Origin of the sequence: Streptomyces hokutonensis (genome assembly GCF_000376565.1) — a bacterium.
In the GTDB taxonomy this organism is placed as follows: Bacteria; Actinomycetota; Actinomycetes; order Streptomycetales; family Streptomycetaceae; genus Streptomyces; species Streptomyces hokutonensis.
The window spans coordinates 1-13,287 of sequence record NZ_BARG01000012.1 but is presented as its reverse complement, the minus strand read 5'-3'; the positions used below and the strand labels follow the sequence as shown (position 1 = coordinate 13,287).

The window sequence follows — 13,287 nt, the reverse complement described above, 5'->3', positions numbered from 1 at the left end:
AACTTGTCTGAACAAGTTGGCCTCAGTACGCCCGGCGATGGTGTCTTGTTCGTAAACATTGGCGAAACCGTGACCCCTTCTTCTCTGCACACTCCTGGCTGACACGGATCACCGAGTGAACTCGACTACGCTGCTCACGCTGTGCACAGTGGTCGATTCGGAGGGGAAGCATGACGGCGCGACACGAGGAGATCGCCGACGAGCTGCGAAAAGCCATCGACCGCGAGGAGTACACAGTCGGCAGCCGGCTGCCCGCGGAGACGGACCTCGCCGCGCAGTACGGCGTCTCGCGCGGCACGGTCCGCCAGGCCGTCGCGGCCCTCACCGCCGAAGGCCTGATCGGCTCCCGCCAGGGCGCCCGCCGGGTGGTGCTGGCCAGCCGCCGCAGCCAGAGCTTCGCGGAGCTGCGCAGTTTCGCCGAGTGGGCGCGCGCGATGGAGCGCGAGGCGACCGGGCACGTGGTCGAGCAGGAGTACCGCCCGGCCACCGCCGAGGACGCCGTACGCCTCCAACTCCCGGAGAAGACCCCGGTGTTGCACGTCCTGCGGGTGCGCGGCCTGGACGGCGAACCGGTCCTCCTCGAGCGGACGGTGTACGCCGACTGGATCTCCCCGGCCGTCGAGGCGATCGAGCCCGACTGCCCGTCAGTGACCCAACGCCTCTACGACGACACGGGGTTGGTCTTCGCCTACGGCGAGCACGTGATCGACGCGGTGGCGGCGGGCGCGCAGGACGCGGAGCTGCTGGGCATCCGCCGGACCAGCCCACTGCTGCGGGTCCGGCGGGTCACAACCACCCGCGAGGGACGGCCTGTCGAGTGGTCGGACGACCGCTACCGCTCGGACGCGGTGAGCTTCAGCGTGCACAACTCGATAGGGAACAACGCGCTGGCCCGCAAGACGGCGGAGTGAACCCGGGGGGCTGAGGGCTCAACCCGCCGCCACGCAGAACTCGTTGCCCTCGGGGTCGGCCATCACCACATGGTGTCCGTCGAACTCCGTGAGCACCCGGCCGCCCGCGTCCACGAGCCGCTCGGCCTCGGCTCTGATCGCCGCCCATCTCTCGTCAGGGCCGCCCCGCACCGGGACCCGGATGTCGAGGTGGAGCCGGTTCTTGGCGGTCTTGGGCTCGGGGACCTTGAGGATGGACAGGCGCGGACCGACGCCGTCGGGGTCGCACAGCCAGGCGCCGTCGTCCTCGCCCCCGTCGTCCTCCGGGTCGTAGTGCGCGATCCACTCGGCGCGCGTGGCGAAGGGAGCGGGCGGTGGCTCGTCGACGTAGCCGAGGGCCGTCTTCCAGAACGCGGCGAGGAGTTGGGCGTCGTCGCAGTCGAGGGTGAGATCGATTCGTGCTGCCATGCCCTCGACCGTACGACCAGGCACTGACAGTCGACCTGTTGCGCCTGCGTCGCACCTACGTGGGCGAGCCGGACGAGAAGCGGCGCAGCAGCGGGGACAGGACCAGCACGGACTTCGTCCGTTCCACGAACGGCTCCCCCGCGATCCGCTCCAGCACCCGCTCGAAGTGGCGCATGTCGGCGGCGAAGACCTGGACGACCGCGTCGGCGTCGCCGGTGACCGTGGACGCGGCGACCACCTCCTGGTAGCGCTCCAGACCCCGTCGGATGGTGTCGGGGGAGGTGTTGTGGCGGCAGTAGATCTCGACGAACCCCTCGGTCTGCCAGCCGAGCGCCGCCGGGTCCACCCGTACGGTGAAGCCGGTGATGGCGCCGGTGGCCCGCAGCCGGTCCACGCGCCGTTTCACGGCGGGCGCGGAGAGGCCGACGAGTTGCCCGATGTCCGCGAAGGAGCGGCGGGCGTCCTCGGCGAGGGCGTGCACGATGCGTTCGTCGAGTTCGTTCAGCACGGGGGATCGATCACTTCTCGGGTGGTGCGGGTGGTGCCGATGGTGCCGGTCGGGAGCGGCGACGGCCGTATACGAAGTAGAACACGAGCCGGACGGCGATACCGATCGCCCCGTTCAGCCCTCGTCCGGGTCCCCCGCGAGGGCCCGCGCCTTCGCCAGGTCCTCTTCGTCGAACCCCATCCGTCCGGGCTGTCCGTGCACCTCCGCCTGCGTGTCGATCCAGCGCGTGTGCGCCTCCCAGGCGGCCTGCTTGCTCATGCCGAGCGCGGCCCCGATCTGCGTCCAGGAGGCACCGGCCTCGCGGGCCGCGCGGACGGTGAGCTGACGGCCGTAGGCGGCCTTGCGGGCGACGACCTCGCTCAGGGCGAGCAGTTCCAGCGTCTCGGCCTTGTCGAGGGCCTCGGCGTCGCTGCCGAAGCCGGCGAGGGACTCGCGGGTGCGGAGGTCGTCGAGGCGCGCGACTGCGGTGAGGAGGGTGTGCTCGGGTTCGATGCCCTGGGGTGTGGTCATGGGTTCAGCGTTGCGTCAAGACTGCTTGACGTCAAGAGGGCCTGACGGAAACTTCTTGACCAGGAACACGCACGGCTCGGCGTACTCGTGCCGTACGCCCTCGGCGTCGAGGTGCGCGTAGCGGTCGACGTACGTGACCGTGGGCCGGTAGCCGAGCCGTGCGTAGAGCGCCGCGGCACGGTGGTTGCCGTCGCGGACGCCCAGTCCCATGACGCCGATGCCGCGCTCGCCGGCCAGCCGCTCGGCCCCGCGGACCAGCGCCGCGCCGATACCCCGTGAGCGAAGCGACTCGGGCCACACGAAGAGTCCGTTGATCTCCGGACAGTCCGACGGCACCTCGAGAGCCGCGCACCCGGTCCAGCGGACCTCCGCGTGCCCGACGGGACGGCCGTCGAGCCAGGGGATCAGATAGCTGCTTCCGCCGGCCTCCTGACGGGCGAACCTCGTCCGGTGGTTCCCGTCGACGCTGTACGACGGCATGAAGTGCTCCAGTACGGCGATGTCCTCGGCCCGGCACACGGCGATCTCCATGCTGTCGACGGTAGGCCCCCGGGCATGCCGACGGCCCCTGGTTTTCCCGGTGACGGGACAACAGGGGCCGCAGGAAAGGGAGTTGGTCAGCTCCAGCTGGCGTGCAGCGGCTTGCCCTCCGCGTAGCCGGCCGCGCTCTGGATGCCGACGACGGCCCGCTCGGCGAACTCCTCCAGAGAGGCGGCGCCGGCGTAGGTGCAGGAGGAGCGGACGCCCGCGATGATCGAGTCGATCAGATCCTCGACGCCCGGGCGGGCCGGGTCGAGGAACATGCGGGAGGTGGAGATGCCCTCCTCGAACAGCGCCTTGCGGGCGCGGTCGTAGGCCGACTCGTCGGACGTGCGGTTGCGGACCGCGCGGGCGGACGCCATGCCGAACGACTCCTTGTAGAGGCGGCCGTTGGCGTCCTGCTGGAGGTCGCCCGGGGACTCGTACGTGCCGGCGAACCACGAGCCGATCATCACGTTCGACGCGCCGGCCGCGAGCGCCATGGCGACATCGCGCGGGTGGCGGACACCGCCGTCGGCCCACACGTGCTTGCCGTACTTCTTCGCCTCGGCGGCGCACTCCTTGACGGCCGAGAACTGCGGGCGGCCGACGCCGGTCATCATGCGGGTGGTGCACATCGCGCCGGGGCCGACGCCGACCTTGATGATGTCGGCGCCCGCCTCGATCAGGTCCTTGACGCCTTCGGCGGCGACGATGTTGCCGGCCACGATCGGGACCTGCGGGTCGAGGGCCCGCACCTGCTTGATCGCGCTGATCATCGACTCCTGGTGGCCGTGGGCCGTGTCGATGACGAGCGTGTCGACGCCCGCGTCCAGCAGCTGCTTGGCCTTCTGCACGAAGTCGCCGTTGATGCCGACGGCGGCGGCGATCCGCAGCTTGCCGTCCGCGTCCACGGCCGGCGAGTACAGCGTGGCGCGCAGGGCGCCCTTGCGGGTGAGGATGCCGGCGAGCCTGCCGTCCTTGTCGACGGCGGGCGCGTAGCGGCGGTTGGCGCCGTCCAGCCGGTTGAACGCCTCGCGCGGGTCGATGTCCGCGTCGAGCAGCAGCAGGTCCCGGGACATGACCTCGGCGAGCTGCGTGAAGCGGTCCACGCCGTTCAGGTCGGCGTCGGTGACGACACCGACCGGGCGCTGGTCCTCGTCCACGACGACACCGGCGTTGTGCGCGCGCTTGGGCAGCAGGGCCAGCGCGTCGGCGACGGTCTGGTGCGGGGCCAGCCGGATCGGGGTGTCCAGGACGAGGTGGCGGCTCTTCACCCAGGACACGACCTCGGTGACGACCTCGATCGGGATGTCCTGCGGGATGACCACGAGCCCGCCGCGCCGGGCCACGGTCTCGGCCATCCGCCGGCCCGCGATGGCGGTCATGTTGGCGACGACCAGCGGGATCGTGGTGCCCGTGCCGTCCGGGGAGCTGAGGTCCACACCCTGCCGCGAGCCGACCGCGCTGCGGCTCGGCACCATGAAGACGTCGTCGTACGTCAGGTCGTACGGGGGCTGGATGTCGTTGAGGAAACGCACGTGCCGCACATCCCAGTCGATCGAGGTGACCCCCGGACAGGTCAGCCAGGGGGAAGAGCACGTACTTCATTGTCCCATGTCAGCCGGAATGCCATACCTCGGATCATCGTCCAGGCAGGTCACGGGGGGCTCTGGAGGAACGTCCAAGTACGCCCCGCCGGGACAAGGGATCAGTACAGGAACCGGTGCAGCGGAGCCGACTCGGTGAGCAGCATGGTCAGCCGGTGGGCTAGGCGCTGCCAAGCCTCGTCCTGCCCGTAGGTGAGTCTCACGTCCTCGTCGCCGTCGGCCGCCTCGATCGCCGCGAAGAGGGTGGCCGTGTCGGCGTCGGGCGTGAGGTCCACCAGGGACAGCACCCGCGCCAGCGCGCCGACCAGGCCGACGGCGGTCTTCTCGGGCGTCAGGACGGTGCCGCGGACCGCGGCCACGACGCCCGAGGGGTCGGGCAGGTCCGGCGGCGCCACCAGGAGCCCGGACAGCTCGCGCAGCAGCGCGTACAGCAAGTCCGTGTCGTCGGTGGGCAGTTCGACGATACGAAGACCCTCGTGCTCCCAACGGCCGTTCGGCGTCCACACCTTGGGGCCGCGGGCCACCGCCTCGGCGAGTGTCTCCCGCACCCGCCGGAAGACCACCGGCCCGTCCGCGAAAAGCGCGTGCCCACCGGCTCCCCGCGCGGACTCGGCCAGCGGCGCCAGCAAGTGTTCCTCGACCCGGTCGCACTGCGCGTCGAGATCCGGATCCACGACCACGAGACGCACCGACGTGCGCTCCTCCTGTTGCTCCATACCGACCACTCTGCCAGCCGCCTCGGACAATGGGCCCAGGGCCCAGGGCCTTCCGGCGGATCATGCCGCAGACGCGGGGTGTGGCACGCACATCTGCCGCGTTGTCGTCACTCACCGGCGCTGATCAGGCGCCGAAGCTTTCCTGCGGCCCGCTCCGCCGGACAGGCCCTAGCGCCCGGCCCCGCCCAGCGCGAGCACCACGGACAGCGTCGGCGTCCGGTCGACCGCGTCGCCGAAGACGTCGACCGCCGTCTCCCACTCCCCCGGCCTCGCCTTCGCGTACGCCCGCCAGTTCCGTACGACGACCAACAGGCCCTGTTCCACGGCCTCTTCGGGCCACACGGTGTGGTCGCCGAGGCTGTCGGCGAGGGCGTCCCAGTTGCGGCCGAACCAGTCGGGGAGCTGGAGGGCGCGGGCGACACCGTCCATCAGGCCGGCCTTGTCCGTGACCCCGTCGAGGTCGAGGGTGACCGCGAGCTGCGTCATCTCAGTACCGTCCTGAACGACTTGTAGTGATCATCGGTGTAGTAGATCTCGCCGCCCTGCCCGGTGACAATGCGCCGGGCCCCGCGATCGCGCGAGCCCGGCGTCCGGACGGTGTATTCGTGGTAATAGCCGCGCTTCTGCTCCGGCAGCAGCTTCTCGTAGTTCCCGAAGACGACCCCGTCCTTCGCGTACGGGAAGGGGCCACCCTGGTCGATGAGGGTGATGGTCTGCCGTGCCTCGGCGGGGAGTTGGGAGACTTTGACGGTCCCCGTGCCGCCAGTGGTGGCCGTGGACGAACAACCGACCGGAAGCAGCACGGCCAGACAGACGAGAAAGACCCGGGAGACGAACCGCAGCAGCATGCGCCCGATGCTGCCACGGCCGTCCCTGTAGGAGTCGCTGTCAGGGCCCGTCAGATCCCGTCGGGGTCCGTCCGGCCGAGTGCCGACTTCGGTGGTGTGCCGGCCGTCATCAGATAGTCCGCGGCGGCGGTGTCCGTCACCAGGCTGGTGACGAGCCCGGACCGCAGCACCGCGTCGATCGCCGCCGCCTTCCGCTGCCCGCCCGCGATCGCGACGACCTCGGGGATACGGCGCAGCTGGTCCGCCTTGACGGTGATGCACCGCTCGCCCAGGTCCCGGCCGACCCGGCGGCCCTCGGCGTCGAAGAGGTGCGCGGAGGTCTCGGCGGCGACACCGAGGGACGAGTAGTGGGCCCGCTCCTCGTCGCTGAGCATGTCGTACACCGTCGAGATGCCCGACTCCCAGGAGCCGATGGAGACACACGCGACGGTGACCTTGTCGAAGTACTCGAAGGCCCGGGCGATCCCCGTCTGGTGGCGCAGCGCCTCCGCGGTGGCCGCGTCCGGGAGCAGCATCGGCGCGTAGATCGGGTGGGCGTCGCCGCCCGACACCTGCGCGGCGCGCCGGACCGCCTCGACCGAGCCGCGCTCGGCGGTCCCGGCGTCGTACACGCCCGTCAGCTGGACCACCGTGCAGGGCGGCAGCCGGTCGAGGGCCGCCGCCATGTGGATGGTGGACCGGCCCCAGGCGAGGCCGAGCACATCGCCCTCGTTGACCAGTTCGCCGAGCAGGTCGGCCGCGACCTCCCCGAGGTTCTCGGGGTCGGGCGACTCCTCGCTGACCTCGGCCGGGGACTCGACCACGACGGCGTGCCTCAGGCCGTACCGGGCGCGCAGCGCGTCCGAGCGCTCCGCGTCCAGTTCGGCCGGTACTCGGATCTCGATGCGTACGAGATCCCGTTCGAGGGCGGTCTCCAGGACCCGGGCCACCTTGAAGCGGCTGACGCCGAACTCCTCCGCGATCTGGATCTTGGACTTGCCCTCGAGGTAGAAGCGGCGGGCCATGGCCGCCGCCTGCACCAGCTCTGCGGGTCCCATCCGCATGGCTGACCGGCCCGCCGACATACCCGACACGGCGATCTCCTCACTGCTGTTCACACTCTGGATTCGCCGTTCATCCTTGCAGATCCGGCGCTGTTGATCAGCCTTGATGGCCGCCGTTCACATACCTGCCGCTCAGTGGTCGCACGCCCAGGATGCCTTGCTCACGACCCCTTCGGCCTGCGTGCGCAATGCACGTACCGCCGCTGCCGGGTCGGATGCCCCGTAGACCGCCGAACCGGCGACGAACACATCGGCTCCGGCCTCCGCGCAGCGCTCGATCGTCGAGGCCGAAACTCCTCCGTCGACCTGCAGCCACAGCTCCAGTCCGTGCTTCCTGATCAGCTCACGGGTGCGGCGGATCTTCGGCAGCATGATGTCGAGGAACGACTGGCCACCGAAGCCCGGCTCCACGGTCATGATCAGCAGCATGTCCAGCTCGGGCAGCAGATCCTCGTACGGCTCGATGGGCGTCGCCGGCTTGAGCGCCATGGAGGCGCGGGCGCCCTTGGCCCGAATCTCCCGGGCGAGCCGCACCGGAGCCGCGGCCGCCTCGACATGGAAGGTGACGGAGGAGGCACCCGCCTCGACGTACTGCGGGGCCCAGCGATCGGCGTTCTCGATCATCAGATGGCAGTCCAGCGGGGTGTCCGTCGCCCGGGCCAGTGACTCTACGACCGGCACGCCGAGCGTGAGGTTCGGGACGAAGTGGTTGTCCATGACGTCGACGTGGAGCCAGTCGGCGCCCTCGACCGCCTTGGCCTCCTCGGCGAGGCGGGCGAAGTCGGCGGACAGGATGCTGGGGTTGATCTGCACGGCCATGCCCCAAGCCTGCCATGTCCCGCGGGGGTTAGCGGCATCGGTCGGTGGCGGGAGAGGCCGGGTGCGGGGTACGGGGCCGCCGCGCCCACTGCGAGAATCCCTCCCTGAGCGAAGAGGGAGATGGCATGGGACAGCCGTTCGGCTCCTATCAGAACGAGATCTACTTCAACGGGCTCGGCGGCATCCTGCCGTCCTACCCCATGGCTTTCGCGGAACTGGAGGAGCGGGCGAGCGCGGCCCTGCCCCCCTCCGTCTGGTCCTACGTCGCGGGCGGCGCCGGCGACGAACGCACCCAGCGCGCCAATGTGACCGCCTTCGACCACTGGGGCCTCGTCCCCCGCATGTTCGTCGGCGCGGCCCAACGCGACCTGTCCGTCGACCTGTTCGGGCTCAAGCTGCCCTCCCCCGTCTTCATGGCACCGATCGGCGTCCTCGGTCTGTGCGCCCAGGACGGACACGGCGACCTGGCGACCGCGCGGGCCGCCGCGCGCACCGGCGTGCCGATGGTCGCCTCCACGCTCGCGGTCGACCCGCTGGAGGAGGTCGCAGCGGAGTTCGGCGACACCCCGGGCCTCTTCCAGCTCTACACCCCGACCGACCGCGACCTCGCCGCAAGCCTCGTCCACCGCGCCGAACAGGCCGGTTACAAGGCCATCGTGGTCACCCTGGACACCTGGATCACAGGCTGGCGCCCCCGCGACCTCTCCACCGCCAACTTCCCCCAACTACGCGGCCATTGCCTGGCCAACTACACCACCGACCCGGTCTTCCGGTCCCGCCTCACCCGCACCCCGGAGGAGGACCCCCAGTCCGCGGTCCTCCTCTGGACCCAGCTCTTCGGCAACCCCCTCACCTGGGACGACCTCCCCTGGCTACGCTCCCTCACGGACCTCCCCCTGATCATCAAGGGCATCAGCCACCCCGAGGACGTACGCCGGGCCAAGGACGGCGGCGTGGACGCCGTCTACTGCTCCAACCACGGCGGCCGCCAGGCCAACGGCGGACTCCCCGCCCTCGACACCCTCCCGTCCGTGGTCGAGGCGGCGGACGGCCTCCCGGTCCTCTTCGACTCCGGCGTCCGCACCGGCGCCGACATCGTCAAGGCCCTCGCCCTGGGCGCCACCGCCGTCGGCATCGGCCGCCCCTACGCCTACGGCCTCGCCCTCGGCGGCACGGACGGCATCGTCCACGTCCTCCGCTCCCTCCTGGCGGAGACCGACCTGATCATGGCGGTCGACGGGTATCCGACGCTGGCCGACCTCACTCGGGAGGCGCTCCAGCGCGTCGTATGAGGCACGGCACGCGTCAACTGGCCCTGCGGATGGGCGCGTTCGGTGATCCGCGGGTCGGGCGGTCTCGCGGAAGGGCGTTCCACGATCCGCGGGTCGGCCAGTCCTGCCGATGACGTCATCCGGTGACTCGCGGATCAACCAGTCCTGCCGATGAGGGCGCCCTGTGACCCGCAGATCAGTCGGCTCTACGGACAAAGGCGTTCCATGATCCGGGCGTCAGCCGGTTCTGCCGATGAAGGCACTCTGTAACCCGCAGGTCAACCGGCCCTACGGACAAAGGCGTTTCATGGTCCGGGCGTCAGCCGGTTCTGCCGATGACGGCACCGTGTGACCCGCAGATCAGTCGACCCTGCGGACGAGCGCCTTCCGTGATCCGCGCGTGAGCCGGTCCCGCAGCCAAGCCGCCCTGTGACCGGCGCGTCAGCCGATGCTGCGAACGCCTCTGTGATCCACGCGTCAACCCGTCCTGCCGATGACGGCGCCCTGCGACCCACGGATCAGCCGATCCCGCAGCCAAGCCCGCCCTGCGACCGGCGCGTCAGCCGACGCCGCGGTTGAACGTCTCGGTGATCCACGCGCCAACCGGCCCTGCCGATGACGGCGCCCTATGACCGGCCCGTCACCCGGTCCTGCGGATCAGCGCCAGATACATCGCATCCGTCCCGTGCAAATGCGGCCACAGCTGTACGTCAGGACCGTCACCGAGAGCCGGGACGCCCGGCAGCAGCGGGCGGGCGTCGATCAGTTCGGTGTGTGGGTACTGCTTGAGGAGGTCGTCGACGACGGCGCGGGTCTCGGCGAGGTGGGGTGAGCAGGTCGCGTAGCCGACGACTCCGCCGACGCGGACGGATTCCAGGGCGGTGCGCAGCAGCCCGCGCTGGAGGGGTGCGAAGCCGTCGAGGTCCTCGGGGCGGCGCCGCCAGCGGGCCTCGGGGCGGCGGCGCAGCGCGCCCAGGCCGGTGCAGGGCACGTCCATCAGGACACGGTCGAAGCTGTCGGGCCGCCACGGCGGCCGGGTGCCGTCGGCGGCGATGACCTGGTAGGGCCCGGGGTTCCCGGCGAGCGCCTTCGCCACCAGGCCCGCGCGGTGCGGCTGCTTCTCGGAGGCGAGGAGCGTCGCCCCGCGCTCGGCGGCCACCGCGGCGAGCAGCGCGGCCTTGCCGCCGGGCCCGGCACACCCGTCGAGCCACTTCTCGTCCGGCCCGTCGAGCGGCGCGTTGGCCAGCGCGAGGGCGACCAGCTGACTGCCCTCGTCCTGCACCCCCGCCCTGCCCTCCTTCACGGCCGCCACGGCCCCGGGCTCCCCGCCCTCGCTGAGCCGCACGGCGTACGGCGACCAGCGCCCCGGCAGCGCGGCCTCCTCGCGCAGCAGCTCGTCGGTGGTGGACCGGCCGGGCCGGGCCACGAGGGTGACCTCGGGCCGTTCGTTGTCGGCCTCCAGCAGGTCCTCGATCCCGGCGCGGGGGCCACCGAGCGAGTCCCACAGCGCGGAGACGACCCAGCGCGGATGCGAGTGCACGATGGCGAGGTTGTCCTCGGGATCGTCGTCGTAGGGCGGCGCGACCCGTTCGACCCACGTGTCGAAGTCGTCCTGCGCGACCTTCCGCAGCACGGCGTTGACGAACTTGGCCCGCCCGTCGCCGAGGACGACCCGGGCGAGTTCGACGGAGGCGGACACGGCCGCGTGGGTCGGGATCCGCGTCCCGAGCAGCTGGTGCACCCCGAGGCTCAGCACGTCCAGCACCGGCGGGTCGACCTCGCGCAGCGGCCGGTCGACGCACGAGGCGATGATCGCGTCGTACGTCCCCTGCCGGCGCAGCGTCCCGTAGACCAGCTCGGTGGCGAGCGCCGCGTCCCGCGCGTCGAAGTCGCCCTTGTCGCGCGCCTTCCGGAGCAGCGGCGGCAGCACGAGGTTGGCGTACGCGTCCCGCTCGTCGACGGCCCTCAGCGCCTCGAAGGCGAGGATGCGGACGGGGTCCTTCTGCGGCCGACGGTAGGGCTTGCCGGGCTTACGGGGTCGCGGGGACTGCTCACTCACGAAAAAGGTGCTCCGGATTTCTGGCCGAGATGTGCGTCCAGCCTACGTCGCACCGGCCCGACCGCGCGCGGGACGTCACGCCCGGGAAGCCGCGGGACGTCACGCCCGGGAAGTTCAGAGGGTCCCGACCGTCTCCCCCGCCCCGATCCGCGCCCCGCGCGCCCAGTCCGCCGCCCGCATCGGCTTCTTGCCCTGCGCCTGCACCCACAGCAGCTCGACGGCGTACGACCCGGTGCCCACGTACACGTTGTTCTTGCCCACGGAGAGCTCACCGGGCGCGAGGTCGGTCCGCTCCGGCACGGGCACGGCCTGCACGATCTTCAGCCGCTCACCCCGGAAGCCGGTCCAGGCGCCGGGCGCCGGGGTGCACCCGCGCACCACCCGGTCCACCCGCAGCGCCGGAGCCGCCCACTCCACCTGCGCGTCCTCGACGTTGATCTTCGGAGCGAGGGTGATGCCTTCGCCAGGCTGCGGTACGGCTTTCAATGTCCCGTCCTCGATCCCGTCCATGGTCGCCGCAAGCAGGCCCGAGCCGGCGAACGCGAGCCGGGTCAGCAGGTCGCCGCTGGTGTCGGTGGGCCGGATCTCCTCGGTCACGGTGCCGTAGACGGGCCCGGAGTCGAGTCCCTCCTCGATCAGGAAGGTGGAGGCGCCGGTGATCTCGTCGCCGGACATGATGGAGTGCTGCACGGGAGCGGCGCCGCGCCAGGCGGGGAGCAGCGAGAAGTGCAGGTTGACCCAGCCGTGGGCCGGGATGTCGAGGGCGACACGGGGCAACAGGGCGCCGTAGGCGACGACGGGACAGCAGTCGGGCGCGATCTCCCGCAGCCGCTCCAGGAACTCCGGGTCGCGCGGCTTGACGGGCTTCAGCACCTCGATCCCCGCCTCCTCGGCCCGCTCGGCGACGGGACTCGCCACGAGCCTGCGCCCACGCCCGGCCGGCGCGTCGGGCCGCGTGACGACGGCGGCCACCTCGTGCCGCCCGGAGGCGATCAGGGCGTCCAGTGCGGGAACGGCGACCTCGGGGGTACCGGCGAAGACGAGCTTCATGGGTGCGTTCGGGCCTCTCGGGCGGGAGTGTGCGGGCAGCGCACCAGTCTATGGCGCGCGGGCCCAGGGGCCCACGTCGGCGGACGCACGGACGCCCGCAGCGCACACCGGTTCACCGGGGGCGTACGCATATGCCCTTACGCCCCCGTTGCGTGACCAGCGGAGCGCACACGCGTTGGTCAAGAAAGAGTTGACCACTATGGGCCGCATTCACGCGGCCCGATCCTTTTCAACGCCGGTTCGAGAGGCTTGTTCATGGCCGACCACGCAACCCACGACGCCCAGGCTCGGGCCAGCCTGCACTTGCTGGTGCGGGACATCGAGCGGGTCCGCCGGCAGGTGGACGCACTGCGCACGCTCACCGCCCAGCTGGGCAACGTCTACCGCCCGCGCCGCTCCGGCCCGTCCACGGGCTTCGTCGTCTACGGGCGCGCTCCCGCCCCGACGGTCCGTCTCGCGCAGGAACTGCGGGACAGTGTCGAGACCCTGGTCACGGCCGCCGTGGACTTCGACCGCTCGCTCGGTTTCTCGTGGGACGCGGTGGGCTCGGCCCTCGGGGTCACCAAGCAGGCGGTACACCGCCGCTACGGCGCCCGCCGCGCCGCGACCCAGGCGGCGGCCGACGCCGAACGCACGACGGAGGCGGCGACGGCCCGCCCGGTCACGGTGAACACGGGCCTCCCCCCGATGCCCGCGCTCCCGACGGTCCCCGCCGCCCGCTCCATGCCGACCCAGCCCACAGCCGGCAGCCCCACCCTCCGAGACGAGGCCAGGCCCACAGCCTTCCCGGGCCCGCGCAACGGCTGACCCGACGCCCGAACCTTGCCTGCCTCCCGGACAACAACCGGGAGGCAGCTGCATGCCGGACGCACGGACGGAAGGAGGCACGGACGGTCGGACGGTCGGACGGTCGGACGGTCGGACGGTCGGACGGTCGGACGGTCGGACGGTCGGACGGTCGGACGGTCGGACGGTC

At 71.4% G+C, this 13,287-nt stretch carries 15 protein-coding genes; 3 read left to right on the top strand and 12 right to left on the bottom strand.

The features are described 5' to 3' along the window. Positions 1-170: 170 nt before the first annotated feature. Positions 171-911: a GntR family transcriptional regulator gene (locus SSP08S_RS04755; protein WP_019066426.1), complete on the top strand. Its 741-nt coding sequence runs from the start codon at positions 171-173 to the stop codon at positions 909-911. 18 nt (positions 912-929) lie between these two features. Here the strand turns inward: SSP08S_RS04755 and SSP08S_RS04750 are convergent, their stop codons facing one another. From SSP08S_RS04750 to rpe, 10 genes are all read right to left on the bottom strand, one after another. After that, a complete protein-coding gene (locus SSP08S_RS04750; protein ID WP_019066425.1) occupies positions 930-1,358 on the bottom strand; it encodes a VOC family protein in 429 nt (142 codons plus the stop codon). Between the two features lie 55 nt (positions 1,359-1,413). Continuing rightward, complete coding sequence (locus SSP08S_RS04745; protein ID WP_019066424.1) at positions 1,414-1,866, bottom strand: Lrp/AsnC family transcriptional regulator; 453 nt, start codon at positions 1,864-1,866, stop codon at positions 1,414-1,416. A 114-nt stretch (positions 1,867-1,980) separates the two neighbouring features. Further along, entirely contained in the window at positions 1,981-2,376 is a 396-nt protein-coding gene (locus SSP08S_RS04740) for a hypothetical protein (protein ID WP_019066423.1), read from the bottom strand. Between the two features lie 15 nt (positions 2,377-2,391). Beyond that, on the bottom strand, positions 2,392-2,907 hold the full coding sequence (locus SSP08S_RS04735; RefSeq protein ID WP_026178179.1) for a GNAT family N-acetyltransferase: 516 nt from the start codon (positions 2,905-2,907) through the stop codon (positions 2,392-2,394). Positions 2,908-2,993: 86 nt separating this feature from the next. After that, positions 2,994-4,436 (bottom strand): GuaB1 family IMP dehydrogenase-related protein, encoded by a 1,443-nt coding sequence (locus tag SSP08S_RS04730; protein WP_026178178.1) that lies wholly within the window; start codon positions 4,434-4,436, stop codon positions 2,994-2,996. A gap of 170 nt (positions 4,437-4,606) precedes the next feature. Continuing rightward, positions 4,607-5,221 (bottom strand): hypothetical protein, encoded by a 615-nt coding sequence (locus SSP08S_RS04725; RefSeq protein ID WP_019066420.1) that lies wholly within the window; start codon positions 5,219-5,221, stop codon positions 4,607-4,609. 168 nt (positions 5,222-5,389) lie between these two features. Continuing rightward, the gene (locus SSP08S_RS04720; protein WP_019066419.1) at positions 5,390-5,707 is read right to left on the bottom strand and encodes a barstar family protein; all 318 of its coding nucleotides are present in this window, start codon (positions 5,705-5,707) and stop codon (positions 5,390-5,392) included. Continuing rightward, positions 5,704-6,069: a guanyl-specific ribonuclease gene (locus SSP08S_RS04715; RefSeq protein ID WP_019066418.1), complete on the bottom strand. Its 366-nt coding sequence runs from the start codon at positions 6,067-6,069 to the stop codon at positions 5,704-5,706. The genes SSP08S_RS04720 and SSP08S_RS04715 overlap by 4 nt, the downstream gene beginning before the upstream one ends. 50 nt (positions 6,070-6,119) lie before the next feature. Beyond that, a complete protein-coding gene (locus tag SSP08S_RS04710) occupies positions 6,120-7,166 on the bottom strand; it encodes a sugar-binding transcriptional regulator (RefSeq protein WP_019066417.1) in 1,047 nt (348 codons plus the stop codon). A 78-nt stretch (positions 7,167-7,244) separates the two neighbouring features. Continuing rightward, complete coding sequence (gene rpe / locus SSP08S_RS04705; RefSeq protein WP_019066416.1) at positions 7,245-7,931, bottom strand: ribulose-phosphate 3-epimerase; 687 nt, start codon at positions 7,929-7,931, stop codon at positions 7,245-7,247. Between the two features lie 125 nt (positions 7,932-8,056). Between rpe and SSP08S_RS04700 the strand changes: the two genes are divergently transcribed. Then, a complete protein-coding gene (locus SSP08S_RS04700; protein WP_019066415.1) occupies positions 8,057-9,223 on the top strand; it encodes an alpha-hydroxy-acid oxidizing protein in 1,167 nt (388 codons plus the stop codon). 619 nt (positions 9,224-9,842) lie between these two features. Here the strand turns inward: SSP08S_RS04700 and SSP08S_RS04695 are convergent. Both SSP08S_RS04695 and fmt read right to left on the bottom strand, forming a co-directional pair. Further along, positions 9,843-11,261 carry an RsmB/NOP family class I SAM-dependent RNA methyltransferase gene (locus SSP08S_RS04695; protein ID WP_019066414.1) on the bottom strand — a complete coding sequence of 473 codons (1,419 nt, stop codon included), beginning with the start codon at positions 11,259-11,261 and terminating at the stop codon, positions 9,843-9,845. Between the two features lie 114 nt (positions 11,262-11,375). Next, on the bottom strand, positions 11,376-12,311 hold the full coding sequence (fmt, locus tag SSP08S_RS04690; protein ID WP_019066413.1) for a methionyl-tRNA formyltransferase: 936 nt from the start codon (positions 12,309-12,311) through the stop codon (positions 11,376-11,378). 255 nt (positions 12,312-12,566) lie between these two features. On the opposite strand from fmt, the gene SSP08S_RS63210 reads away from it, so the two are divergent. Next, a complete protein-coding gene (locus tag SSP08S_RS63210; RefSeq protein ID WP_019066412.1) occupies positions 12,567-13,118 on the top strand; it encodes a hypothetical protein in 552 nt (183 codons plus the stop codon). The last annotated feature ends 169 nt before the right edge of the window (positions 13,119-13,287 follow it).

Bases quoted from the DNA above. Each gene is read 5' to 3' on its own strand.
- SSP08S_RS04755 (WP_019066426.1), top strand. From the start codon at position 171: ATGACGGCGCGACACGAGGAGATCGCCGACGAGCTGCGAAAAGCCATC.
- SSP08S_RS04750 (WP_019066425.1), bottom strand. From the start codon at position 1,358: ATGGCAGCACGAATCGATCTCACCCTCGACTGCGACGACGCCCAACTC.
- SSP08S_RS04740 (WP_019066423.1), bottom strand. From the start codon at position 2,376: ATGACCACACCCCAGGGCATCGAACCCGAGCACACCCTCCTCACCGCA.
- SSP08S_RS04735 (WP_026178179.1), bottom strand. From the start codon at position 2,907: ATGGAGATCGCCGTGTGCCGGGCCGAGGACATCGCCGTACTGGAGCAC.
- SSP08S_RS04725 (WP_019066420.1), bottom strand. From the start codon at position 5,221: ATGGAGCAACAGGAGGAGCGCACGTCGGTGCGTCTCGTGGTCGTGGAT.
- SSP08S_RS04720 (WP_019066419.1), bottom strand. From the start codon at position 5,707: ATGACGCAGCTCGCGGTCACCCTCGACCTCGACGGGGTCACGGACAAG.
- SSP08S_RS04715 (WP_019066418.1), bottom strand. From the start codon at position 6,069: ATGCTGCTGCGGTTCGTCTCCCGGGTCTTTCTCGTCTGTCTGGCCGTG.
- rpe (WP_019066416.1), bottom strand. From the start codon at position 7,931: ATGGCCGTGCAGATCAACCCCAGCATCCTGTCCGCCGACTTCGCCCGC.
- SSP08S_RS04700 (WP_019066415.1), top strand. From the start codon at position 8,057: ATGGGACAGCCGTTCGGCTCCTATCAGAACGAGATCTACTTCAACGGG.
- fmt (WP_019066413.1), bottom strand. From the start codon at position 12,311: ATGAAGCTCGTCTTCGCCGGTACCCCCGAGGTCGCCGTTCCCGCACTG.
- SSP08S_RS63210 (WP_019066412.1), top strand. From the start codon at position 12,567: ATGGCCGACCACGCAACCCACGACGCCCAGGCTCGGGCCAGCCTGCAC.